This is a genomic window from Segetibacter koreensis DSM 18137 (assembly GCF_000374045.1).
GTDB classification, from domain to species: domain Bacteria; phylum Bacteroidota; class Bacteroidia; order Chitinophagales; family Chitinophagaceae; genus Segetibacter; species Segetibacter koreensis.
Window position 1 is genome coordinate 176,432 of the sequence record NZ_KB893337.1, and the last position, 24,809, is coordinate 201,240.

The window sequence follows — 24,809 nt, forward strand, 5'->3', positions numbered from 1 at the left end:
CCCCTTAAAAAATGCACTGGGAATTTACCCGCTTTCTATTACCATACCTCTTTTGATTCAACAACGTCTAAGCTATTTTTACCTATTTGGCATTTTTGTTGCACATAACACTTCCAATACTTACCCAATTTTCTATAACAAGACTTTCATTTAGTAATAATCCAGTCTCCGCAATTACTACTACTAATTCACAACGAATGCTTGTTATATGACGAAAGTTCATCTTATCCCCTATTTTACAATTTTATTGATTTGCTCATTAAACAGCGAAAAATGTTGGGCGCAAACTTCACCAAACGATTATTTTCGTTCTGCTCAGTCAGGAACGTGGGATGCTGCCAATACATGGGAAAGTTCACCAGATGGCATTAATAACTGGACACCTTCTGCCCTGGCACCTACCGCTGATGCTAATACTATAACAATCCGAAGCGGTCATAGTATAACTATTAGCAAAAGTGCAGCAGTGGACCAGGTAGTGGTAACAACCGGTGGTATTTTAGAGTTGGCGACTCCTGCAGCATCTGTTTTAACTGTTAATAATGGTGTAGGGCCTGATATTACCGTCGAAAGTGGTGGTATATTTAAACACAATATAGGTACCAATTCGTCTTTGCCAACTTTTACAGGTTCTGCCACTCTCGACATACGTGGTGGGGGTATATTAGAGGTGGTTAATAATAATGGTAATCCCAGCAATTATGCAAATACATCTTCCTCCATTGCATCTAATCTTATCTGGAGTGACAGCGCTATCCTTCACTGGAACAATCCGTCTAATCCTGACGAAGGAATTACCTATTTTGCCGAATCATCCGCTATTCCAATTTTTCGCATTTCACAACCTGTCACAATCGGGGGAAGTAACGCAACTGTTATTAATGGTTTATTAGAAGCAAACGGAAATGTGAGCTTCCAGGGAAATGGTTCAAAGACTTTCAGAAATGGAATTACAGGAACCGGTAAAGTTGGGGTGACTGCTGTAAATGGAGGGCAGTTTATCATTAATGGGACTACAGCTAAATTAGGTGGTGCCGGAATTTTAGAATTAAATAATAATGGGTTAATGATAAATAGTGGTACTACATTGAACCTCACCTCTGACAAAACAATTAATAACTTTAATGGGGGAACTGGGAGTATTACAAATGCAGGAACGTTAATTTTAGGAAATTATATCATAAATGGTAACAGTAAAATCAAAATTGATGGCACAGTCAAGACAACCAATGTTAATGGTTTAACTGGAGCAATTAATACAGCTTTTGCTACAGGATTGACCGTAAGTGTATCCGCTTCTTCTACTGTTGAATATAACCGGGACGGTGACCAGGCTGTAACACCTCTCACTTACAATAATCTTTTCATTTCAGGCAATGGTGTTAAAACTGCTTCTGTAGGCTCAGATATTTCTGTTTCAGGAGCTGTAAACATTGCGCTTGGCTGCACTTTCAAATTAAACGGAACTAATCATCTAAAGCTTAATGGTGGAGGGACACTCAATATCAATGTTAATTCAATTTTTGACACCGGAGGTGAAAGCCAGGTCAGCGGAGGAGGTTCTCCAACAGTTAATATTTATGGAACCTTTATTACCAGGGATGCACAGGGTTTTACCGGAGTAAATACTTCGATTCCGGGAGCTGTAGTGAACATTTTTCCTGCCAGCACCATTGAATATGGAAGAGCTGGTGACCAGGCTGTTACTTCCAGAGATGATTATAAAAATCTTATTTTTTCTGGAAGCGGAATTAAAACAATTCCTACATGCAATCCAAAAGGCATGGTAACTATTAAAGATAATGTTATTGCAGATGCTTCCAATAAAACCTTTGGCGACTCAAGCACAAATTTCACGATGACAGGCGGTCGCTTTAAAGTCGGAGGGACCGGTACAAAGCCTGACATTGCAGGTAGTTATAATTTAACAGGAGGTGTAATAGAATTTACAAATTCAGGAGCTACAAAAGAAACTATTCGTTCACCTTTAACCTATTTTAATATAGAAGTCAGCGGGTCAAATGTGTCTAACTCTAGCGGCATTACAACGTTAGCTGATGGAGGATCATTTACAGTTAAAACAGGAGGAATTTTTGAAAACAGTGGTTTAAAAATAGATGGCTTAGCAGGAAACCAAAAGTTCATATTAGAAGCAGGCGCTACATTTTTAACCGGAGTAAAAGGTGGTTTTGCAGGAAACGACTCAGCTGCGCTTAAAAATATTGAAACCTTTTCAATTGATCCTAAATCAACTATTGTTTATAATCGCAAGGGGAATCAAACGATTACACCTCAAAGTGGCTATCCAAACTTATTATTAAAAGGAAGTGGTATTAAAACAGTGACAGGCGGCTTAGTTACAGTATTACCCACAGCCGATTCGGTTGTGATTGATACTACGGTTGTCCTAAAAATAAATTCAGGAGCAAAAGTGGATTTTCAGAATCGTCCTGTAATTATACACAGCAGTGCCGCAAACACCGGTATGATTGGTGAAATTACTGACGGTCCTTCTGCATTGTTAAATGCAACCAACGTTACTATTGAGCGTTTTATTCCTGCAAAAAGATCATTTCGTTTTTTATCTCCTTCCGTTACTACCACTACGAGCCTTAAAGCAAACTGGATGGAAGGTGCTACCAATCCTAACACAACTACGAGGATAAATCCTAATCCCGGCTATGGAACTAATATTACAGGGAGAGGTGGTACAACTAATGGTTTTGATCCGACTGCTACTAATAACCCTTCATTATTTACTTTTAATCCGTCAAGCCAACGATGGGACTCTCTTCCCAATACCAACGGTACTTTGTCTGCGGGCAGTCCCTACTCACTCATGGTAAGAGGCGACAGAAGTATAGATATGACAACAAATACTCCTGCGCCTACCAATACTATTTTAAGAACAAAGGGTACACTTTTTACCGGAACGTTCTCACCTGCTATCAGCCAGGTGGAAGGTAATTACACTTTTGTAGGAAATCCATATGCTTCTGCAATAGACTGGAATGCCTTAGCGAAGCAAGACGTTTCAACCACTTACTACACGTGGGATCCTAACCTGAATGTTCGTGGCGCATACGCCACCTATAACGGATTTTATAATACCACCGTTCCAACGGGATCAAAAATTGATCAAAATATACAACCAGGACAGGCGTTTTTTGTACGAACCCAAAAAACAAATTCTCTCGGTTCTACTTCAATTAATCCTACCTTAACAATTAAAGAAGCTAATAAAACCAGTGTCAATCGTCGCGTTTTCAGGCCGGTTTCTGTCGTACCCAAATTATCAATTCAGTTATTATTAAATAATGAAGGAGGAAGTGAACACACCGCTGATGCAGCCGTTGTTTATTTTGACGATAGTTTCCCAAGAGATATTGCTGGTGAGGATTCGTATAAATTTACTAACATAGATGAAAACATCGCTATTAATCACAAGGGGATTGCGTTAAGTATTGAAGGTCGCCCAACCTTAACCTCCAATGATACTATAGCTTTAAAAATGTGGCAACTAAGACAAAAAACATATTTATTGAAACTTGACGGAATGAATTTTTCGTCATCCGTGCAGGCATTTTTAAAAGATGCATACGGTCACCAGGAAACGGCCCTCAACCTGTCATCGGTAACTTTAATACCATTTACGATAGATACTGCCATCTCAGCTTCTTATGCAACTGACAGGTTTACAATCGTATTTAAAACCAATAATACATTGCCTGTAACTCTTACTAATGTAAAGGCTTACCAAAAAAGTGATGGAATACAAGTGGACTGGACAGCACATTCAGAAATAAATATAAACAGGTATGAATTAGAAAAATCAGCGGATGGAGAGCACTTTGAGCTCGCAATCAGTATAAATGCAAAAGGTAATAACGCTACTAAAGAAATGTATAATTGGTTTGATGCAACAGCAAAAGCTGGAGACAACTTTTATCGTATAAAAATAGTAGAAAAATCAGGCGAAGCAAAATACTCTGAAATAATCAACGTTAAAGTAAGCAAGGAAAATGAAGGGATTATTATATCTCCTAATCCTGTAATTGGAAATGTAATTAACTTGCGGCTAGGCAATATTGAAAAAGGAAAGTATTCTGTAACTATTTATAATAACCTTGCACAAAAGGTATATGAAGGTATCATAGAACATTCCGGAGTTGCTGCCTCGTACACAATACCCGGGCGGAAAATACCTAAAGGCGTGTATAGGCTGGCAATAACCAGTAAAGATAAAAGCATTACTAAAACATTGATTTTTAAATAATAGGATTTGTTTTATATTTTAAATAAAAAAACAAGTGAGAATCCCTTAATAACGTAATTTAGATAGATGAAAAAAGTGATAAAGAAATTGAAGCTGGCATTAGTGATAGGTATGATTACTATACCGACTATTCTGATAGCACAAGGTGGAACTCCGACGGATCCGGGAGATGGTAACAATGATACAAATGATGCGGATGTGCCGTTTGATGGAGGTGTCAGCCTGCTTGTTGCAGCAGGAATCGGATACGGAATAAAAAAGGTGTACGATAAGAAAAAACAAGAAAAAGATCCACAGGTAAGTGAAAAATAAAAGCCGAATTGAACACTCATCAAAAACGCTGCAACATAATCCAAAATTTGAAATTAGGAGTGAAGGAACAGCAGCGGACTCGCTAATTGTTGGTTTAGCAGCGTTCATCCAAAATGAATAACTTCATTTAGCTTTTGCTGATTAAGTATTGAAATATTTTTATCTGCTACAGCTATTATATTCTCACTTGCCAATTCATTCAAAGTTCTGAAAACAGTTTCATATGTGGTACCTACGTATGAAGCCAAGTCTTGTCGGCTAAGCCTTATTGCAAAAAAACCTTCTTCTGTTTCACCAAATTTTTCTTTCAGTTTTAATAGTCCATAAGCAATGCGGCCTTTCACCGACATGTGCGCAAGGTTTCTCATCCTTTTTTCGGATTCCTGCAATTCTTCAGCATAAAACATTAATAAGTTATAAGCATATTCATAATTCACTTTTAGTGTAGTATGAAAAAAATCAAGGTCGATGAAGCACGCACTAACCGATTCAAGTGCTGTACCTGAGATGGGATAAATGGTTTCTTTTCCTAAGCCCCGATGCCCTATGATATCGCCAGGACCTGCAAAACGCACGATAAGTTCTTTATCTTCTCCCCACTTTTTGTGCACTTTTGCCTTTCCTGAAACCAGGAAGTAAATACCGGTTACCTCATCACCTTCTTTAAAAAGTAATTCGCCTTTTTTAAAATCATATGTTTTTCTATTAATATCCAGCGCGGGCAACCATTCCTTTAAACAACCTCTGCATAAAGAACAGCTTTTGAGGTCACAGTTGTTTTTATTCCTCTTCATTAAGGAAAGATAGCGTATACATATAAAGCGGCAAAGACACTGGAAGCAAGAATGTATAATTTTTCAGTTCCGCCTTTTAGTGGCCGTAACTTTTTAAAATAATTATAAAACCATTTTACCAACCTGCGATTTTGCATACTCCTTTATTAAAGTAGGATGAAGATTAACTACCTCTCCTACCATAATAATTGCCGGGTTAGATATCTCTGCATATTGAGCCCGGTAATAAATATCTTTCACCTTACCTATTACCATTTTTTCTTTTGCTGTTGTACCGTCCTGAATAATGGCAACCGGAGTTTCACTTTTACCAAACTCTGCAAATATTTCCATGATTGTTTCCAGCTTGCTCATCGCCATTAATATAATAACAGTAGCACTTGATTGCGCGGCGAGTTTTATATCTGCAGAAATTTCTCCTGACTGAGTTGTTCCTGTTGTTACCCAAAAGCTTTCATTTATACCGCGACATGTTAATGGTATCATCTGAGAAGCAGGCACCGCTAATGCACTGGAAATGCCCGGAATAACTTCTACTTCAATTCCCGCTTCGCGGGCAGCATTTATTTCTTCCATAGCACGACCAAATACAAACGGGTCGCCACCTTTTAGACGCACTACCCTCCCATGTGATATCGCATACTCTATTATCAGGTTGTTTATTTCGTTTTGAGATAAAGCATGACATCCAAAACGTTTTCCTACAAACTGCTTTATTGCACCTGGAGAGGCATATTCTAATAATATATCATTTGCTAATGCATCATATAATATAACATCTGCATTCTGTATTGCTTTTATTGCTTTTAAGGTAATCAATTCCGGGTCTCCCGGACCCGCACCAACTAATGAAATTAAGTTCTTTTTCATATTATTTTTTAAAATATGTAAAGTATTTTTATAAAAAGAACTAAAAAAAGTGCTTTTGTAAAAAAAAACTGTGTAAATTTATGATATAAATCACAAAAAGCAGTTGATTTTGTAATAAAAATAATAAAAAAGATCACATACACTGTTTTTTAATATGTTTTACCGCTTGCCATTTTAATTGTTGTAAATTATTTTTAAACTCCTAACGCTATGAAAATTGTAATCATTGGCAACGGTATGGTCGGCTACAAATTCTGCGAGAAACTGGTAGCAAAGTTTAACGCTCACTCATCTTTATCCATAACAGTTTTTGGTGAAGAAGTAAGACCTGCATATGACAGGGTTCACTTAAGTGAATACTTTGCAGGCAAAAGCGCAGAAGACTTATCTATGGCTCCTGCACAGTGGTATGCAGATAATCATATAAAACTTCACCTCGGCGACCCCGTACAAAGTATTGACAGGTTAAATAAAACGGTGCATTCACTTCACGGAATTACTGCTCCTTATGACTTTTTAATATTAGCCACAGGCTCCTCTGCCTTTGTTCCACCCATACCAGGAGTGGAAAAACAAGGTGTCTTTATATACAGGACTATAGAGGACCTGGAAATGATGACTGAGTATGCTAAGAAATCAAAGACAGGCGCTGTAATAGGTGGCGGCTTGTTAGGTCTGGAAGCTGCAAAGGCTATGTTGGATTTAGGAATAACTGATACACAGGTCATAGAGTTTGCCCCACGGTTGATGCCTCGGCAGATAGATGATGCAGGGTCTAAAATACTTCAATCAAAGCTGGAAGCGCTTGGGTTGAAAATACATACTAGTAAGAATACTTCAACTATACTTGGTGATGATTGTATTACCGGAATGCGATTTTCTGATGATACACATATAGATGTGGATATGCTGGTGATTTCAGCCGGTATAAAACCAAGAGATGAAATTGCAAAGCTTGCAGGTCTAGAAGTTGGGCAGCGTGGTGGCATTGTGGTAAATGAACGCATGCAAACAAACGACCCACACATTTTTGCTATAGGAGAATGTGCATTATATAAAGGAATGATTTACGGACTGGTTGCACCGGGTTATGAAATGGCTGATGTAGTAGCAACCAGGCTTGCAGGTGGAGAAAAAACTTTTACGGGATATGACATGAGCACCAAGCTTAAACTGATTGGCGTTGACGTAGCGAGCTTTGGTGACCCTTTTATACCTCAGGCGGATTGCAGGACAGTTGTGTTTGAGGACACAATGAAAGGTATTTACAAACGAATAAATATTACTAAAGATGGTAAACATCTTTTAGGCGGTGTATTGATAGGTGATGCAGAGGCATACAATATGTTACTGCAAACCACAAAGAGCAAACTTGCCTTACCTCCAAATCCTGAAGATGTAATACTTGGTTCAAGAGGTGGCGCTGAAGGGGAAGGCGGTGCTGGTGTAGCAGGACTGCCTGACGATGCATTAATATGTAGCTGTGAAGCAATAACCAAAGGGCATATTTGTAATTCGGTAACTGAACAGGGATGCGAAAGTGTTGACGCAATAAAGAAATGCACCAAAGCCGGTACAGGTTGTGGCGGTTGTGTTCCTATGCTGAAGGACCTGATGGTGCATACCATGAAGTCGCAAGGAAAATATGTGCGCAATGTATTGTGTGAACATTTTAGTTACTCACGACAAGAGTTGTACGATTTAGTTAAAGTGAAACAATTGAAATCGTATGATGCAGTGTTAGATGAAATTGGTCACGGCGATGGATGCGAAGTTTGCAAACCTGCTGTTGCATCTATACTTGCAAGTTTGTGGAATGAAATGATTTTGAAGAAAGGAAATGATACTGCACAAGATAGCAACGACCGTTACTTAGCTAACATTCAAAAAGGTGGAACTTACTCTGTTGTACCACGCGTTCCAGGTGGAGAAATCACTCCTGAAAAACTGATAGTTATCGGGCAAGTTGCTCAGAAGTATAATCTGTATACGAAAATAACAGGCGGTCAACGTATTGATTTATTTGGCGCCCACTTAAATGACCTGCCTGCCATTTGGAAAGAACTGATTGAAGCAGGTTTTGAAAGTGGCCATGCTTATGGTAAAGCCTTGCGTACAGTTAAAAGCTGTGTCGGTTCTACGTGGTGCCGCTTCGGTTTGCACGACAGCGTCAGCTATGCGATAAGAATTGAAGAACGCTACCGGGGTTTACGCGCTCCGCACAAAATAAAGTCAGCAGTTTCAGGTTGTGTTCGTGAATGTGCTGAAGCACAATCTAAAGACTTTGGAATTATTGCTACAGAAAAGGGTTGGAACCTTTATGTATGTGGCAATGGCGGTTCTAAGCCTCAACATGCTCTTTTACTTGCTACTGATTTAGACAGCGAAACCTGTATTAAATATATTGATAGATTTCTTATGTTTTATATAAAAACAGCAGACCCGCTAACCCGTACCGCAACCTGGCTAAATAAAATGGAAGGTGGAATTGATTATTTAAGAAATGTGGTTGTAAATGATAGCCTGGGTATTGGTCAACAGTTGGAAGAAGAAATGCAACTACTTGTTGATAGTTATGAATGCGAATGGAAAGCTGTTGTAGAAAATCCGGAATTGCAAAAACGTTTCTCTCATTTTGTAAACGCACCAGAAGAAAAAGACCCGACAATAAAATTTGAACCATTGAGAGAACAGAAGAAAGCGACGGAGTGGAAACCCCAACCCCTAAAGGGGCTTTAAGACAAAACTAGAAGACACGTTCAGGACTTTCTGTACTCCCCTTTAGGGGCTGGGGGTAGTGCTAACAGTACAAGAGTGCGACGCAACGGATGTTTCGACAGAGTTACAAATGATTGGTTCATAAAAATTCTTATTATAAATATCTCTCATAAAAAGGTTTAAAACGCCTTTTTATCCTCACGATTTGCCTGCTTTTGATTGCCTTCAAACGACCAGCCTGCCATATGGAATTTTAGGAAAGAATGTTACTGCCATAACTGTTCATAACCTTAAAATTTCATAACAATGAATAATCCCATTACTGAAAACCTTACATGGTTTCCCGCTTGCAAAACTTATGATGTGCCAGACAACGGAGGCGTTTGTGTGAAATATAAACACAAACAAATTGCTCTGTTCAACTTCACTCGTCGTGGTGAATGGTACGCTTCTCAAAACATGTGTCCCCACCGGATGCAGATGGCTCTAAGCCGCGGCATGATTGGTTCTCTTGAAGGAGAGCCCAAGATTGCCTGTCCTTTTCACAAGAAAAACTTCTCCCTAATTGACGGCCGCTGCATGAGTGGCGATGATTACAAGATTAAAACGTACCCCGTAAAAATTGAAGACGATTTAGTGTTCATAGGTGTGTCTGAGGAAGAAGACCATTATGAAACAGTATGCGTATAAAAAGAAGCCCGGACAGGCTGCCACCTGCCGGACTTAAGTTTTAAATAAAAACACTCACTTAAAACCCGGACAAAACTAATGAAAAAACATTCTATCATTCCAGCTGCTACCGTACTCATTTGTTCGGCAGCAGGTATTCGAACGAATGCACAACTTTCGCTATCGGCGCAGCTAAGAACAAGAACTGAACTAAGAGACGGACAGGGGTCACCGCTACCTACAGGAGCTGCCCCTGCATTTTTTACATCTCAACGTACCAGGTTAAACGTTGGCTACAACATGTACCGTTTGAAGTTTGGAGTAACACTGCAGGACGTACGTGTGTGGGGACAAGATGTTTCAACCATTAACCGCACCACAACAGCAGACAACAACAGCCTACTGCTTCATGAAGCATGGGCGGAAATATTGTTGACAGATACAATTGTAAAGAACAAAGCCTTAAGCCTTAAAATAGGAAGACAGGAACTTGTTTATGACGACCAAAGATTAATAGGAAATCTGGATTGGCTGCAGCAAGGTCGCCGGCATGATGCAGCAGTTTTAAAATATGAAACAAAAGGCTGGATGGTTCACTTAGCAGCTGCTTTTAATCAAAACAAGGAAAATGTATCAGGAACCATTTATAATAGTACACCTGCGGGAAACTATACCAGCAGCACCAACGGTGGTACAATGTATAAAAGCATGCAGTTTTTGTATGTCGGGAAAAAGCTAAAAAATGGAAATGCTTCGTTTTTGTTCTTTACCGACCAATTTAGCAAGTACAGTACAGACAGTGTGAATAACAAGACTTACCAGCAGGGAAGCTGGGGCAGGGCAACAACTGGCTTTTATGTAAATAACACATTTAATAAAGTAGGCGTTACCGGTTCTGCTTACTACCAGTTTGGCAAAACTGCTACTTCGCAAAAATTAAGTGCTGTCTTATTAAGTGCGTTCGCCCAATATGGTTTTAGTAAAAAAATTAATGCTGGTGTTGGCGTTGATTACACTTCAGGAGGTTCTAAGGGAACTACCAGTAACACCTTTGACCCTTTGTATGGAACGCCACATAAGTTCTGGGGTTTGATGGATTACTTCTATGCAGCAAATCCGTTTGGTAAAGGAGGATTGACAGATTATTATTTAAAAGCAAAGTATAAAGCATCGGATAAATTTTCACTCGCTACAGACCTCCATCAATTCAGCAGTGCAACCAGCATTGGTACCGGCGATAACAAAAAGAATTTTGGACAGGAATTAGACATAACAGGTTCATACACACTCACAAAACAAATTGGCATAGAAGCAGGATATGCACACTTTTTTGCAACTCCACTACTCACTTCTGCAACTATTAAAAACGTAACAAACGGAAAAACAAGCGCAAACTGGGCGTACGTAATGATAAACATTAAACCAGATTTCCTCTTCAAATAATTAAACGGGTTGCCTGCCATAACCTCAACAAAAATCATACACCCGTAATACATCAACTTATGTCTGTTCCAACATCTCAACAACCACTAACAAAATTAAATATACTTAGCCTGAAAGGCATACAAATGAAGAGCTTCCACACAACGTGGCTCATGTTCTTTGTGTGTTTCTTTGGCTGGTTCGGATTAGCGCCTTTAATGCCAACCATTCGCGAAAACCTTCACCTTACAAAAGGACAAGTTGGTAATCTTATTATCGTTTCTGTTTCTTCAACTATAATTGCACGCCTTATTATCGGTAAACTTTGCGATAGCTGGGGACCACGTAAAACCGCTGTTCGTTTGTTACTGCTTGGTTCACTACCTGTATTTCTTGTAGGTCTCTCAAAAGACTATACAACATTCTTACTGTTTAGGGCTGCTATTGGCATCATCGGAGCTTCGTTTGTAATCACCCAGTTTCACACCTCTATGATGTTTGCATCAAATATAAAAGGCACTGCCAATGCTGTTGCAGGCGGATGGGGTAACCTTGGAGGTGGAGTTACAAACATGGTTATGCCAATCATTTTTGCAACTATTGTAGGTATGGGTTTTACAAAAGGTGAAGCATGGCGTTATGCTATGATTGTTCCGGGCGTAATGATGCTGGTTGTTGCTTTTTTATACCAGAGGTACACAAAAGATACGCCTAAAGGCAACTACGATGAAATCGGCAGAAGTAAGCAATCACGTGCTAAAACTGATTGGTCTGTTTTAAAAGACTGGAGAATATGGGCACTAACTTTCGCTTATGCCATGTGCTTCGGTATGGAGATAACTTTTGATAATGTCGCCTCACTTCACTTTGTTGATACTTTCAAATTATCTCAATCAAGTGCAGGCTTTTGGGCCGGAATCTTCGGCATGATGAACCTGTTTGCCCGTGCTCTTGGAGGTATCGTTTCAGACAAAACAGGTAAAAGATTTGGCATGCGGGGTAAAGGCTTATTGCTTGCTGCAGTGTTGTTACTTGAAGGTTTAGGTCTTATACTTTTTGCGCAAGCAAGTACATTAGTTTTTGCTATCGTAAGCATGTTAAGCTTCGCTCTGTTCCTTAAAATGGCAAACGGCGCTACTTACGGAATTGTGCCTTTTATTAACGAAAAAAATGTCGGTCTTATCAGCGGTATCGTTGGTGCGGGCGGTAACCTGGGGGGAATGTTATTCGGCTTCCTTTTCAAATCAGAAACAATTTCTTATGCCCAAGCTTTCACTTATATCGGCTACATCGTTGTTGCTATTTCAGCAGTTGTGTTAGTAACAAGATTTGTCAGCAAGAAAGAAGTTGTAGCAGAAGAGGTAATGCTGGAAGCAGATGTGGCGGTAGCGTAGGTATCATCGTCATTGCGATGACGCTTATAGCACATCAGTACAAGTGAGTGACACAACAATGCGGAATAGAGAACTAACGATTGCTTCCAAATAATTAAAGATTTATTTGTTTTATCATGGCAGAAACGTTTAAAACAACATGTTGCTATTGCGGCGTAGGTTGCGGAGTAATCTTGCATAAAGACCGTAACGGCAAGCTTCACATAGAAGGTGACAAGGACCATCCTGTAAATAAAGGTATGCTTTGTAGCAAAGGGATGAACCTGCATTATACCGTGATGGACCAAAGCGATAGGTTGTTGTATCCTGAAATGCGTTACAATAAAAATATGCAACGCCAAAGGGTGTCGTGGGACAGCGCTCTTGAAAGAACGGCAGCTGTTTTTAAAACGCTTATCAATAAATATGGCCCTGATTCTGTTGCTTTTTATGCGTCGGGACAATGTCTTACAGAAGAATATTATGTCGTAAATAAATTGATGAAAGGCTTTATTGGCAGTAACAATATTGATACTAATTCCCGCCTTTGTATGAGCAGTGCGGTTGCAGCTTATAAAATGAGTTTGGGTGAAGATAGTGTTCCTGTTAGTTATGATGACCTTGAGCTGGCTGATTGCATTTTTGTTGCCGGCGCAAATCCAGCGTGGTGTCATCCTATTTTATGGCGAAGAATTGAAGCAGCGAAAGCCAACAATCCCAACCTAAAAATTATTGTAAGCGACCCTCGTAAAACACAAACCTGTTCTTATGCAAATGTTCACCTGCAACTGAAACCAGGAACAGATGTAGTATTGCATCACGCGATAGGTAGAGTGTTAATTGAGAACGGAGACATTGATATCAATTTTATAAAAAATAATACAGAAGGATTTAAAGCGTACCGCGATAAAGTAATGCAACGAACTATTGCAGAAGCTGCACTAATATGCGATGTGCCGGAAGAAGCGATAAGAGAAGCAGCGTTATACATTGGTAATGCAAAAGGGTTTATTACGATGTGGACGATGGGATTGAACCAGAGCGTAATTGGTGTAAATAAAAATTTAAGCTTAATTAATTTAAACCTAATTACCGGTCATATTGGTAAACCAGGTAGCGGTCCGTTTTCGCTAACTGGTCAGCCAAACGCAATGGGCGGAAGAGAAGTAGGTGGTATGGCAAACATGCTTCCTGCTCACCGCAACCTTGCCAAGGTAGAAGACCGCGCTTTTATGCAAAAATTTTGGGGCGGCACGACCATAGCATCAAAAGCCGGATATACTGCAACCGAAATGTTTGAAGCACTTAATAACGGCAGGTTGAAAGCTATCTGGATAATGGGAACAAACCCGTTAGTAAGCCTGCCAGATGTTAGAATCGCTGAAGAAGGATTGAGAAAGGCAAAGTTTGTAGTTGTTCAGGATGTAAGCAACAAACCTGAAACAATACAATATGCCGATGTTGTGTTGCCTGCTGCTGCCTGGGCAGAAAAAGAAGGTACCATGACGAATGCAGAGCGAAGAATTGCATTATTGAGCAAAATAGTTGATGCACCGGGTGAAGCGTTGCCTGATGCGGAAATCATTTGTCGCTTTGCTCAAAAAATGGGCTTTCATGGATTTAATTACAAAGCGACTTCAGAGATTTATGCAGAGCATTGCAGAACAACCGAAGGAACCAATATTGATATTACCGGCTTAAGTTATGATGTTTTAAAAGCAAAAAGAAGTGTTCAATATCCTTATACAAGAAAAGAAAAAGGCTTCGGTACTGCACGATTGTTTACTGATAAACAATTTTATACTCCTTCGAAAAAAGCCATTATTCATACTGTTGATGAGGTCAATCAATCGGAACAAACTGCAGATGACTTACCACTTGTTTTAACAACAGGTCGCATACGAGACCAGTGGCATACGATGACCAAAACTGGTAAAGTAAACAAGCTGAAACAACATATTTCTAATTCGTTTTTAGAGATACATCCCGATGATGCGGAAGAAAGAAATATAGATGAAAATGATATTGTTGAAGTATTTAACGGCAGAGGTAATGTAAGGGTTAAAGCAAAACTGACTACCGATATAAAACGAGGAGTAGTTTTTATGCCAATGCATTGGGGAAAGATTTTAAACAGCGACTTAAACAGGGCAAATAATCTTACAAACAATCTTGTTGACCCCATTTCGAAAGAACCTGATTTTAAGTTTTCTGCTGTTCAGGTACAGCAATACAAAAAAGCTAAACAAAAGATTATTGTAATTGGTGCCGGAGCCGGAGCGTATGGTTTTGTAAAAAGCTATCGCGCAATTAATACCGAGGATGAAATAGAGATTTTTAGCAAAGAGAACTTCCCATTTTACAACAGAGTAATGTTGCCTGATTATATAAGCGGAGTGCAGGAATGGCAACAGCTCGTAAAAATGAAAGATGAAGAAGAGTATAATTTTAATATTAAGTTACATAGAGGTGTAAGCATTGAGCATATTGACAGACCTAATAAACGTGTCACAGATAGCAATGGTATTGTGCATAATTATGATGTTTTATTAATGGCAACGGGTAGCCGTGCAACAATGCTAAGAGACATTCCACCAATGGACGGCATCTTTACTATGCGTAGTCGGGTTGATGCAGATAACTTTAAAAATCACATAGACCCCTTAAAAGGTAAAGTGGTTATTGTTGGTGGTGGATTGTTGGGAATTGAGTTAGCAGCTTCATTACGGGAAGTTGATGTTGAGGTAACGGTTATTCAACGTATTTCAAGACTAATGGACCGGCAACTCGATGCATTAGGAAGCCAATTGTTACACGAAGAACTAACCGATAAAGGCGTTGATATTTTTTACAATGATGAAATTGAACGTTTTATTGGCAAACAAACCGTAACGGGTATAAGATTAAAAAGCGGGCGGGAAATAGATTGCCAGGCAATTGTTATAGCGATTGGAACCACTCCAAATATTGAACTCGCCCGTGCATCAGGAATTGAATGCAAACGTGGCGTGGTGGTAAATGAATATCTTTTAACAAACGACCCTGATATTTATGCAATTGGTGAAATTGCAGAATTCAAAGGTTTCTTATATGGAATAACTGCAGCAGCAGAACAACAGGCCGAAATTGTTGCAAGGCATTTAAGCGGAGATATCTCCAATTATTACCAAGGCTCTTTATTAATGAACATTTTAAAAATGCATGGAACAGACTTATGCTCATTGGGATTGGCTGAAGCTCCTGCAAACGACCCCAATTACGAAGAAGTTGTTTTTATTGACAAAGCGAAGCGCTATTATAAAAAATGTGTTATTCACAACGATGTATTAGTTGGGGCAATATTAATTGGAGATAAAACAGAATTTTTAGAATATAAGGACCTTATTCAAAATAAAATTGAATTATCAGAAAAACGTCTTGAATTGTTGCGTTCCGGCAAAAAAGCTGAACCTGTAATTGGCAAACTCGTATGCTCGTGCGGAGGTGTTGGTGAAGGAAATATTGAGAATAAAATAAAAGAAGGCTGCATCGAACTAAAAGCACTTTGCACAGCATCAGGAGCAGGCATGGGCTGCGGAAGCTGCCGACCAGAAGTGCAGGCAATACTTGATAGAAGCCCCTCCGCCCCTAAAGGGGAATTGAGAACCTTTGAGGAAGATGTTTTAAAAACGGTAAGAGCGTGAGGACGGACGAAGATGGAATTAAGACAAGAACCGATAAACTGCTCTTTTACTGCCAACCATTCGCTATTGGCCTATTACTTAACGATTTATCACTAAATGATTTTACATGGCTTCAACAGAAACTATATATATCAATTTTACAGGAGGAATTGTTTCTCCCGGTTACCTCAAAAAAGTACTCGAAATTGCCGCATTGGCTAAAGTAAATAATGTACGTTTTGGATTAAGGCAACAAATACTACTTGACATTCCGGTAAAACAATTCCCAACTTTCAGCCATGCTTGCGTGGAGAATAATATTGAATTCGCAAGAAAAAAAGAAGCACATCCTAACATCGTAAGCTCCTACCCTGCTGTTGATATTTTTACTACAGATACGTGGGTTCGTGAAGGTGTTTATAAAGACATTTTTAATTCATTTGATTATATTCCTAAAGTTAAAATCAATATCACCGATAGCAATCAAACCTTTGTTCCGTTTTTTACAGGCCATGTCAACTGGATTTCTTCTGCTTCGAGTCATTTTTGGTATCTATATGTTCGTTTTCCTAAAACAGAAAAGGTTTACTGTTTTCCCGAGTTGGTTTATACAAATGATATTGCTGCCGTAGCAAAACAAGTCGAAAAAATCTTGGCTTCAAAACATGTTGCGAATGAAAGGGACTTATACAAACAGCTAAAAACATTACCATTTATTTCTAAACAAATAGAAAGGGAACTTGAATTACCAAAATTTTCATTGCCTTACTACGAAGGTTTTAACAAATATGACAACAATTACTGGCTGGGGATTTATCGACGGGAAGAAGCGTTCCCCGTTCAGTTTTTATCAGACGTTTGCTCAATTTGCATGAAGACAAAAATTGGACAAATGTATACGACGCCATGGAAGAGCATTATTATAAAAGGAATTGAAACTAAGGACAGAAATTTATGGGATTATGCTCTTGGTAAATACCGGATAAATGTTCGTCACGCTGCCAACGAATTGAACTGGCAGATTGAAGACAATTGTGAAGATGGTCTACAACTTAAAAGACATATCATACGTTATTTTGACAAAGAAGATGTGCGAACATATGGATTAAGCTTTGCTGTAAAGACCAGACCTTTTTCAAGCATGCCTGGTTCTATAATTGTAAGAAAACAAGACGTAAAAAATCCCGGACGATTGAAAGCATTGGAACGCTTTGAAATTTTATATACCTCCAACTTCAATCCTAACTCTTCCAATTTTATTTCTTTCAGGAAAGATGTTGAAAAAGAACATTTGGGAACATATTTGGTCTCATTATGTAAATATTTTTACGAGCGGGAAAGTGAAGAAAAAACCTTGTCTATTGAAAGCTTTAATCTTCCTGCGAATAACGTCTCAGATATAACTCCTGTTAAAATTGTGCATCAATGTAAACATTGCTTTACAATTTTTGATGAAGGTAATGGTGATGCTGAAAACAATATTGCACCCGGCACTTCTTTTAACGATTTACCCGTTAATTACAAATGTTCTTTGTGCGAATCAGATAAAGAAGATTTCATTGCTGTTAATGTAAAAAATTTACAACTCTATTAAATGTAATTGTTATTCTCTTATATTATTATTTACTTATAATGCTTATAGAGATTGATTACTTTTTTAAGATTTTTAGCTTAATAGGTTAATGAGAACAATTCGCTCACTAAATCCTATTTCTTAAATTCTTTTTTTGGAAATTTATTAGAGGCTGAAGTACAAGGGAAAATATAACCACCAGCAAAGCACCTACCGCATTTAGCCATAAAAAACTAAGACTTATAGTTTGATTTTGATTTAAGAAAAATAAAGCTATAATTACCAGTTCTGATACAACTGCACTCCAAAAAACTGCTTTTGCTCCTACCCACCTTATATAAAAAGCAACAAGGAAAATACCAAGAATTACTCCATAAAAAAGAGAACCTAAAACATTTACTGCTTCAATCAGGCTTCCCATACGATTGGCAAATTGTGCTACGATAATACAAAAGATACCCCAACCAAAAGTATATAAACGCGACAGGCGATATTCTTTTTTACTCTGCTCAATACTTATATCTTCATGAGCATTATGATATCGGCGATGAAAATCTATCATAGTGCATGAAGCAAGTGAGTTTAATGCAGCAGCAATAGAACCCCATGCAGCCAGAAAAATAATAGCTATCAAAAGGCCAACAAGTCCAACGGGCAAATAATCTATCACAAAGCGAAGAAAAATATAATTGGTGTCATTATCATCCTCCCTCGGAACAGCTTTTTTAATGTATCCTTTATATGCTACCCTCAAAGAATCTAATTGTTTGTTATTTACTTCCACACTGTCCTTTAAAGTATTAGTTTCTACACTATTATTAGCTCGATATGCATTTATATAATCTGTGCTTAATGCTGCCTGTTTTTTATTTTTTGCAGCATATATGGTTTGTATAACAGCTAATGAATCTTTATAAACTGTTTGCTGCGCTTTTTGTTCAACTTTTAGGTTATGAAAAACCGGTGAAGGTTTAAATTGATAAAAAGTAAATAACATAGCCCCAATTAACAAAATCAGGAATTGCATTGGAACTTTTACAAGGCCGTTTATTAATAAACCTACTTTGCTTTCAGTACTGTTCTTTGCCGTAAGATAACGGCCGACCTGGCTTTGGTCTGTTCCAAAATACGACAAGGCAAGAAAAAAACCACCAATAATTCCGCTCCACATATTGTATTTATCATTCCAATCGAAATGGCCGTTGCTGCTTCCCGTTGTTATTACGTTTAATTTACCTGCAGCGCCGCTTATTCGTAATGCATCTGTAAATCCTACTCCCTCCGGCAATAAATGAACAATCATATAACCTGCCAGAAACATACCAACGAAGATTATTACTAGCTGAAGTTGCTGTGTATAAGCTACTGCTCTTGCTCCGCCGGTTACTGTATATATTATCAGCAACCCACCCATTACAATATTGGTAAGAAAAATATCCCAGCCAAGCAATGATGATAGTATGATAGAAGGCGCATAAATGCTAATGCCTGTAGATAACCCCCTTTGTAACAGAAAAAGAAAAGAAGTCAGAGAGCGGGTTTTAACGTCAAAACGCTTTTCTAAAAATTCGTAGGCAGTATATACCTTAAGCCTGCTAAACAATGGAACAAACGTAATGCATAGCACTACCATAGCTAGAGGCAACCCAAAATAATACTGAACGAACCGCATGCCATCAGTATAAGCCTGACCCGGGGCTGAAAGAAAAGTAACTGCACTTGCCTGCGTACCCATAATGCTAAGCAGCACCAGGTACCAGGGCAAACTGCGGTTGCTGCGAAAATACCCGTCGAGGTCTTTAGAGGTACGGCTTTTGTACAAACCGTACGCTATTATTCCTATAAGTGTCGCTGATAAAACTATCCAGTCAATATGACTCATGAAAAATAATTAGTAAACCACGTGAAAAAAATAACCAATAGTATTAAAAACAAAATCACAAAAATGTACCAATGGCTCCATTTTTTAAAAAGTGGTATTTTATGGTTTTCCTGCTTCAAATTTTACGTTTTAAATTGTATTGCATCGAGGGCAAAGAACTTTTTATTTCACTACCTGAATCCATTAACATAGTTTTATACAAGCCGTATCCTTATTCTGCCGATGAACGAAATGCGTCGCAACGAAGACTCATCATAGAACAAATGCCGGTACCAAAAAAAATGACAGAGTCAGGTGATAATTAAGAAGAAGACTATTAACCTCACTAATTGTACTTCCCACATTTGAAATCTTACCGCTTATTCATCATGCTTGCCGCTTACCATTCCGCTTGCCAATAAACCAAATACCAAACCTATTATTAAACCTATTGCAACGTGTTTTATGGCTAATCCTAACAATAAACCAATAATAATCAGCATTGCAAAACCAATCTTTTTCCTCTGCCTGTTCTGTTGGGCCATACTATTTGTTTTTTGGAAGCGCAATTAAATTTGCCAATAACCGATATGCGCCGGGAACACCAGCAGGCAACTGCCTGAAGAGTACAAGACTTACATATGCAAAGTTCCCCTTACCGTATTTGGCTATCACAAGACTCCCGTTGCTTTCCTGTTCGCCTGTATCATTCATGCCTATTAATTTTTCGTAATGTTCATCTGTTACATCTGCCTGGTAGGTGCTTCTTTCCTGTACCCAACCTTCAAAATCCTTTGCTGTTATTTTGTTTGGATAATTGAATGCAGGATGATTTGGCAATAAGAAATTTACTTTAGCATTTTCTTCTGTCACACGCGTAGAGGTAACGTTGAAAGGATAGGGACCTACCTTGGGAGCATTTGAAGACTGGCTGCTCTTCATATATTGAACAATAAGATTTCCCCCATTTTGGATATAACGGTTAAAAATATCATTTTTAGTGCTGAGATATCCGTAAATGTTATGTGCCCTCACTCCTACTATTACAGCATCAAACTGCTGCAAGTATTCCGAATTAATATCTCCTTCGTTTAAAAAGGTAACGTTGAAACCCATTGCTGTTAGTGCGTCTGGCACTTTATCACCAGCACCAATAATATAACCTACTTTTTTACCCACGATTTTTATTTCAGGCTTAACCAGGTTGGTTTTTGCCTTAGGAAAATAAGTAATGGTTGGGATGTGGTCGTAAGCAATTATTTTAGTAAAGCCATCATACTTGCCATCACTTGTGCTTAAGCTGATAACTTCTGTTGTATTAAGTTCTTTCGATTTAGCAGTGAATGTGCTTGCCAGGTAACTTTCTGTATTGTTGCCCGGCGCGTAATTAAAAGACGGCGAATTACTTGCCCATTTATCAGAATATTTTTGATTTATAATATAATTGGGATTATCCTTAAAATTTGTCCTTACATGCACCGGGGCGGTTACAGGCTTTCCGTTTAAAGAGAGATAATTATCTTTTACGTAGTTAAATTCAATTTTTGGTAATACGGCTAGTGGCTCATACAATTCACCTTTTGCGAGGTCTGTAACTTTATATTGTACCGGTCTGTTTATAATAAAGTCTGTACCGCTAATATTGACTGTAAAAGTTGCTTCAAATACCGGGTCATTTTCTGCTTTGCCAATCAACTCCTGGTCTCTTACATCAAATGAACCCTCCAATTGAGGATAAACGAGCCAATAAGGTTGAGAAATGTTTTTATCGGAACTAACAGGTAGTTTCTTATTAATAGTAAGTATCTCATTAGGGCTAAGAACAGACGAAAAGGTTGTATCAAAACCATTTAGCTTTATTCTTTTTACTGTAGCATTTACAGATTTTCTATTGTTTAAAAACAAGGTAACATCAAGTACATCTCCCTGCACTACAAATTGCTTGTTGGTTGTTGCCTCAGTAAATAAGCCTGCACATTCCTCAATAATATCCTGCGTTTCTGCTAACTTTTTATCTCTCCAGTTGCTTTCCGGCAATGCTTTGATTGCATTATATAATGTAACCAAAGAGGACACAGACAATGCGGGATTGTCAAATTTGAAATTTGCAGTGATTTCATTTATTAAAGTTTCTATCTTCTCTCCTCCCGGTATCCGTTTCCAGTCAGTTACGATTCCGTCCATCAGGTCATTGCTTTTTGGTGCATTACCTCCTGTTGTTTGAAAATATTCAAAAATTTCTCCCCTTCTTCTTGGCCTGCCTTCACCCTGGCTTTTGTGCATGCTGCGTGCTTCGCCACCTAGCTCTCCATAACTTTCGCCAATCAACGGATTGTAACCGCCAACATCTATTTTCAACTGGTCTTCGCTTGTAGTGTTGTTTCCGCCAAAATTAAAAGTGTTCCAAAATATCCTTTTAGCTTGCCACGGCTTTACGCCATATTTAAATTGTTCTGCGAACCTGTTAGGGTCAGCGGCGGCAGTAAATGCTTCGTCAGCCAAAATTGCGGATGCAGCATGATGTCCATGACCCGCTCTCTTGTCAGGCGGAAAACGTTTAATGATGATATCAGGCTGATACTTACGGATAACCCAAACAACATCACTCAAAATTTTGTCTTTTCCCCAGATGCGCAACGCCTCGTCTGCATTTTTGCTAAATCCAAACTCGTATGCACGGCTAAAAAATTGCTCGGCGCCATCTATTCTTCTTGCAGCCAATAACTCCTGCGTACGTATCAATCCCAATTCAATGCCCTGCTCACTTCCTATCAGGTTTTGTCCGCCATCTCCCCTTGTTAAACTTAAATATCCTGTCCTGTATAATTTTTCTTTAGCCAGGTATGGCAGCAAAGTGTTGTTCTCATCATCAGGATGTGCAGCGATATATAAAACACTTGCTAATACGTTTAATTTTTTTAGCTGCATGTAAATGTCAGCACTGCTAAAAGTGGGTGGTGTCTGACTAAAGGTGGCTAAGCTGTGAAAGAAAAAAGCTATAAGCAAAAAAAGCTTCAAAATTCTCATCATGCTGCGAAGATAAAGTTTGTAAGCATTTACTATAAAAATCAGGAAAGATAGTTTTGGGAGCCGGCAGCGAAACAGGAATTGAGCTCCCGTTGCGTCGCACACTTGTACTGCCTGTTCTATTTTCTTCTTTCAATGCAATCTGAAAATTAAACAACGAATAATAATAACCTTAAGAGTCTGTTATAAAACATCCTAACTCTTCCACTATTGCCGGCTTAATTTCTTTCAACTGAACATTCATCGGTTTGTACTCCCTTACTTTGCAAAAAATTTAAAGTATGACACCAACCAAAGGATATGCTGCACAAGCAGCAACGGAACCGTTAGCACCATTCTCATTTGAAAGAAGAGATTTAAGGCCAAATGACGTTCAGATAGAGATTTTGTATTGTGGAGTTTGTCATTCTGACCTGCATACAGCACGCAACGAATGGCATGGCACTACTTACCCTTGTGTACCGGGCCACGAAATTGTAGGACGTGTAACCAACGTGGGAGAACAGGTTAACAAATTTAAGAAGGGCGACCTCGTAGGAGTTGGATGTCTTGTTGACTCGTGCCAGAAATGCGACAATTGCAAGCAGGGTCTGGAACAATACTGCGAGGAAATGCCTACACAGACCTACAATAGCCCTGACAGAATTGACCAAAGCGTCACCAAAGGAGGATATTCAAATAACATTATTGTTTCCGAAAATTTTGTTTTAAGCGTATCAGATAAACTTCCGCTTGAAGGTGTTGCACCATTATTATGTGCCGGTATCACTACCTACTCACCTATGCGTCACTGGAAAGTCGGTCCTGGACATAAAGTAGCTGTTTTAGGTTTAGGCGGATTGGGACACATGGCCGTAAAACTTGCTGTTTCATTTGGGGCTGAAGTGACGATGCTTAGTACTTCGCCATCTAAAGAAGCTGACGCAAAAAGGTTAGGTGCACACAAATTCGCACTAACCAAAGACCCGGAACAATTGAAAGGTTTGGCTAATTACTTTGATTTTATTATTGATACCGTTTCTGCAGAGCATAATTACAACATGTACTTAAATCTTCTCAACACAGATGGTGTTATGATATGCGTAGGTGCACCTCCAACGCCGGCACAAGTTCCTGCGTTTAACCTTATTTTTCAACGCAGAAGCATTGCTGGTTCTTTAATTGGTGGTTTACCTGAAACACAGGAAATGCTGGATTACTGTGCTGAACATGGTATAACAAGCGACGTGGAAGTAATTGCAATGAAGGACATTAACACAGCTTACGAACGAATGCTGAAAGGCGATGTACGTTATCGTTTTGTAATTGATATGGCGACATTATAAGGATTAAGCAGGAAAGTTGTAAAGTCTATGGATTTAAGGTTTAAAAAGAGAAAGGGCGACAACGGCCGTTGTCGCCCTTTCTCTTTTTATCTTTTTACTGTAATGAACTTTTTTTGCTTTTCTTACTTCCTTCCGCTACCTCGAAGCTTACGTATTGAATTGCCTGGTATATGACCGCTTCGTTGTTTTGTATTGCCGGCTCCCATTGAGGACTATTACTAATTACACTTACGGCTTCTCCTCCACAAGGTTTGCATACAGCCGGCACCGATACAGCCTTAACATTACTGACATATCCTTCTTTGTTTATTATAAACTGAACTGTTACTTCATGCGTCCCGATTGGTGCATTTGCATCTACAGCTATATTCCCGTTAATGTTCTTTTGCAAAAACTTTTTCCAGCCTTCTGCCCCACCTTTAAAACGCGCTTCTTTTTCCACGGTGTAATTACGAATTTCTTTTCCGGTTTCGTCCCAGCCTTTTTGTTGGTCAGCACCCTTGTCATTATAAGTTATCCACGACTTCTTATTGCCGTTCTTATAAAAAAATGTTCTCGACAAAAGTTTTCCATCAGCATATTCAGCTGAAAAGTCCAGAACGCCATTTTCTTTGTAATTCTTAAAACTGCCCACCGGTGTCTTTCCATCTTTTCCTGAGTACTTACCTTCAGATTTAATACTATTCGTCTTTTTATAATACTCCCGACCAAACCATTCATTATCCGATTTGTATAATTTCAGATAGTAAAAACTACTATCCTTGCTAACTTCTTTCCCATCTTTTAAAAAGTAATAATAGCTGGTATCGTTTTGCGCAATTGAGAATTTAGTTACGAACATCAAAAACAGGCTAAATAATAGGGGCTTATTCAATGGTAATTTCAATGGTAATATTTTTAAGGAAGTGTTTAACAACTATATAAACA

16 protein-coding genes are annotated in these 24,809 nt (G+C 38.7%); 10 read left to right on the forward strand and 6 right to left on the reverse strand.

Going from position 1 to position 24,809, the window contains the following annotated elements; translation table 11 throughout:
* The first annotated feature begins 208 nt into the window (after nucleotides 1–208).
* Together B154_RS0117295 and B154_RS0117300 are read left to right on the forward strand one after the other, a co-directional pair.
* Nucleotides 209–4,276: a T9SS type A sorting domain-containing protein gene (locus B154_RS0117295; protein WP_018615524.1), complete on the forward strand. Its 4,068-nt coding sequence runs from the start codon at nucleotides 209–211 to the stop codon at nucleotides 4,274–4,276.
* A gap of 66 nt (nucleotides 4,277–4,342) precedes the next feature.
* Entirely contained in the window at nucleotides 4,343–4,588 is a 246-nt protein-coding gene (locus tag B154_RS0117300; protein WP_018615525.1) for a PID-CTERM protein-sorting domain-containing protein, read from the forward strand.
* Nucleotides 4,589–4,692: 104 nt separating this feature from the next.
* Here the strand turns inward: B154_RS0117300 and B154_RS0117310 are convergent, their stop codons facing one another.
* Nucleotides 4,693–5,382, reverse strand: coding sequence for a Crp/Fnr family transcriptional regulator (locus tag B154_RS0117310; RefSeq protein ID WP_018615527.1), 690 nt, complete (start codon nucleotides 5,380–5,382; stop codon nucleotides 4,693–4,695).
* Between the two features lie 102 nt (nucleotides 5,383–5,484).
* A complete protein-coding gene (cobA, locus tag B154_RS0117320; protein ID WP_018615529.1) occupies nucleotides 5,485–6,252 on the reverse strand; it encodes a uroporphyrinogen-III C-methyltransferase in 768 nt (255 codons plus the stop codon).
* A gap of 210 nt (nucleotides 6,253–6,462) precedes the next feature.
* Between cobA and nirB the strand changes: the two genes are divergently transcribed.
* From nirB to B154_RS0117350, 6 genes are all read left to right on the forward strand, one after another.
* Nucleotides 6,463–8,991: a nitrite reductase large subunit NirB gene (gene nirB, locus B154_RS0117325; RefSeq protein ID WP_018615530.1), complete on the forward strand. Its 2,529-nt coding sequence runs from the start codon at nucleotides 6,463–6,465 to the stop codon at nucleotides 8,989–8,991.
* 285 nt (nucleotides 8,992–9,276) lie between these two features.
* Complete coding sequence (gene nirD, locus B154_RS0117330; protein ID WP_018615531.1) at nucleotides 9,277–9,660, forward strand: nitrite reductase small subunit NirD; 384 nt, start codon at nucleotides 9,277–9,279, stop codon at nucleotides 9,658–9,660.
* Between the two features lie 78 nt (nucleotides 9,661–9,738).
* Nucleotides 9,739–11,082: an alginate export family protein gene (locus B154_RS0117335; protein ID WP_018615532.1), complete on the forward strand. Its 1,344-nt coding sequence runs from the start codon at nucleotides 9,739–9,741 to the stop codon at nucleotides 11,080–11,082.
* Between the two features lie 59 nt (nucleotides 11,083–11,141).
* Entirely contained in the window at nucleotides 11,142–12,455 is a 1,314-nt protein-coding gene (locus tag B154_RS0117340) for an MFS transporter (RefSeq protein ID WP_018615533.1), read from the forward strand.
* Nucleotides 12,456–12,571: 116 nt separating this feature from the next.
* Nucleotides 12,572–16,117, forward strand: a complete 3,546-nt coding sequence (locus tag B154_RS0117345) for a nitrate reductase (protein WP_018615534.1) — start codon at nucleotides 12,572–12,574, stop codon at nucleotides 16,115–16,117.
* 106 nt (nucleotides 16,118–16,223) lie between these two features.
* The gene (locus B154_RS0117350) at nucleotides 16,224–17,690 is read left to right on the forward strand and encodes a rubredoxin (RefSeq protein ID WP_018615535.1); all 1,467 of its coding nucleotides are present in this window, start codon (nucleotides 16,224–16,226) and stop codon (nucleotides 17,688–17,690) included.
* 106 nt (nucleotides 17,691–17,796) lie between these two features.
* Here the strand turns inward: B154_RS0117350 and B154_RS0117355 are convergent, their stop codons facing one another.
* Entirely contained in the window at nucleotides 17,797–19,551 is a 1,755-nt protein-coding gene (locus B154_RS0117355; RefSeq protein ID WP_018615536.1) for a sodium:solute symporter family protein, read from the reverse strand.
* A gap of 71 nt (nucleotides 19,552–19,622) precedes the next feature.
* On the opposite strand from B154_RS0117355, the gene B154_RS0117360 reads away from it, so the two are divergent.
* Nucleotides 19,623–19,856, forward strand: coding sequence for a hypothetical protein (locus B154_RS0117360; protein WP_018615537.1), 234 nt, complete (start codon nucleotides 19,623–19,625; stop codon nucleotides 19,854–19,856).
* Nucleotides 19,857–19,910: 54 nt separating this feature from the next.
* On the opposite strand, the gene B154_RS32520 is transcribed toward B154_RS0117360, so the two are convergent.
* Together B154_RS32520 and B154_RS0117370 are read right to left on the reverse strand one after the other, a co-directional pair.
* A complete protein-coding gene (locus tag B154_RS32520; protein ID WP_018615538.1) occupies nucleotides 19,911–20,075 on the reverse strand; it encodes a hypothetical protein in 165 nt (54 codons plus the stop codon).
* Nucleotide 20,076: 1 nt separating this feature from the next.
* Nucleotides 20,077–22,560, reverse strand: coding sequence for a PIG-L family deacetylase (locus tag B154_RS0117370; RefSeq protein WP_026260271.1), 2,484 nt, complete (start codon nucleotides 22,558–22,560; stop codon nucleotides 20,077–20,079).
* Nucleotides 22,561–22,838: 278 nt separating this feature from the next.
* Between B154_RS0117370 and B154_RS0117375 the strand changes: the two genes are divergently transcribed.
* Entirely contained in the window at nucleotides 22,839–23,882 is a 1,044-nt protein-coding gene (locus tag B154_RS0117375) for an NAD(P)-dependent alcohol dehydrogenase (RefSeq protein WP_018615540.1), read from the forward strand.
* Nucleotides 23,883–23,976: 94 nt separating this feature from the next.
* Here the strand turns inward: B154_RS0117375 and B154_RS30830 are convergent, their stop codons facing one another.
* Nucleotides 23,977–24,768 carry a toxin-antitoxin system YwqK family antitoxin gene (locus B154_RS30830; RefSeq protein WP_018615541.1) on the reverse strand — a complete coding sequence of 264 codons (792 nt, stop codon included), beginning with the start codon at nucleotides 24,766–24,768 and terminating at the stop codon, nucleotides 23,977–23,979.
* Nucleotides 24,769–24,809: the final 41 nt, after the last annotated feature.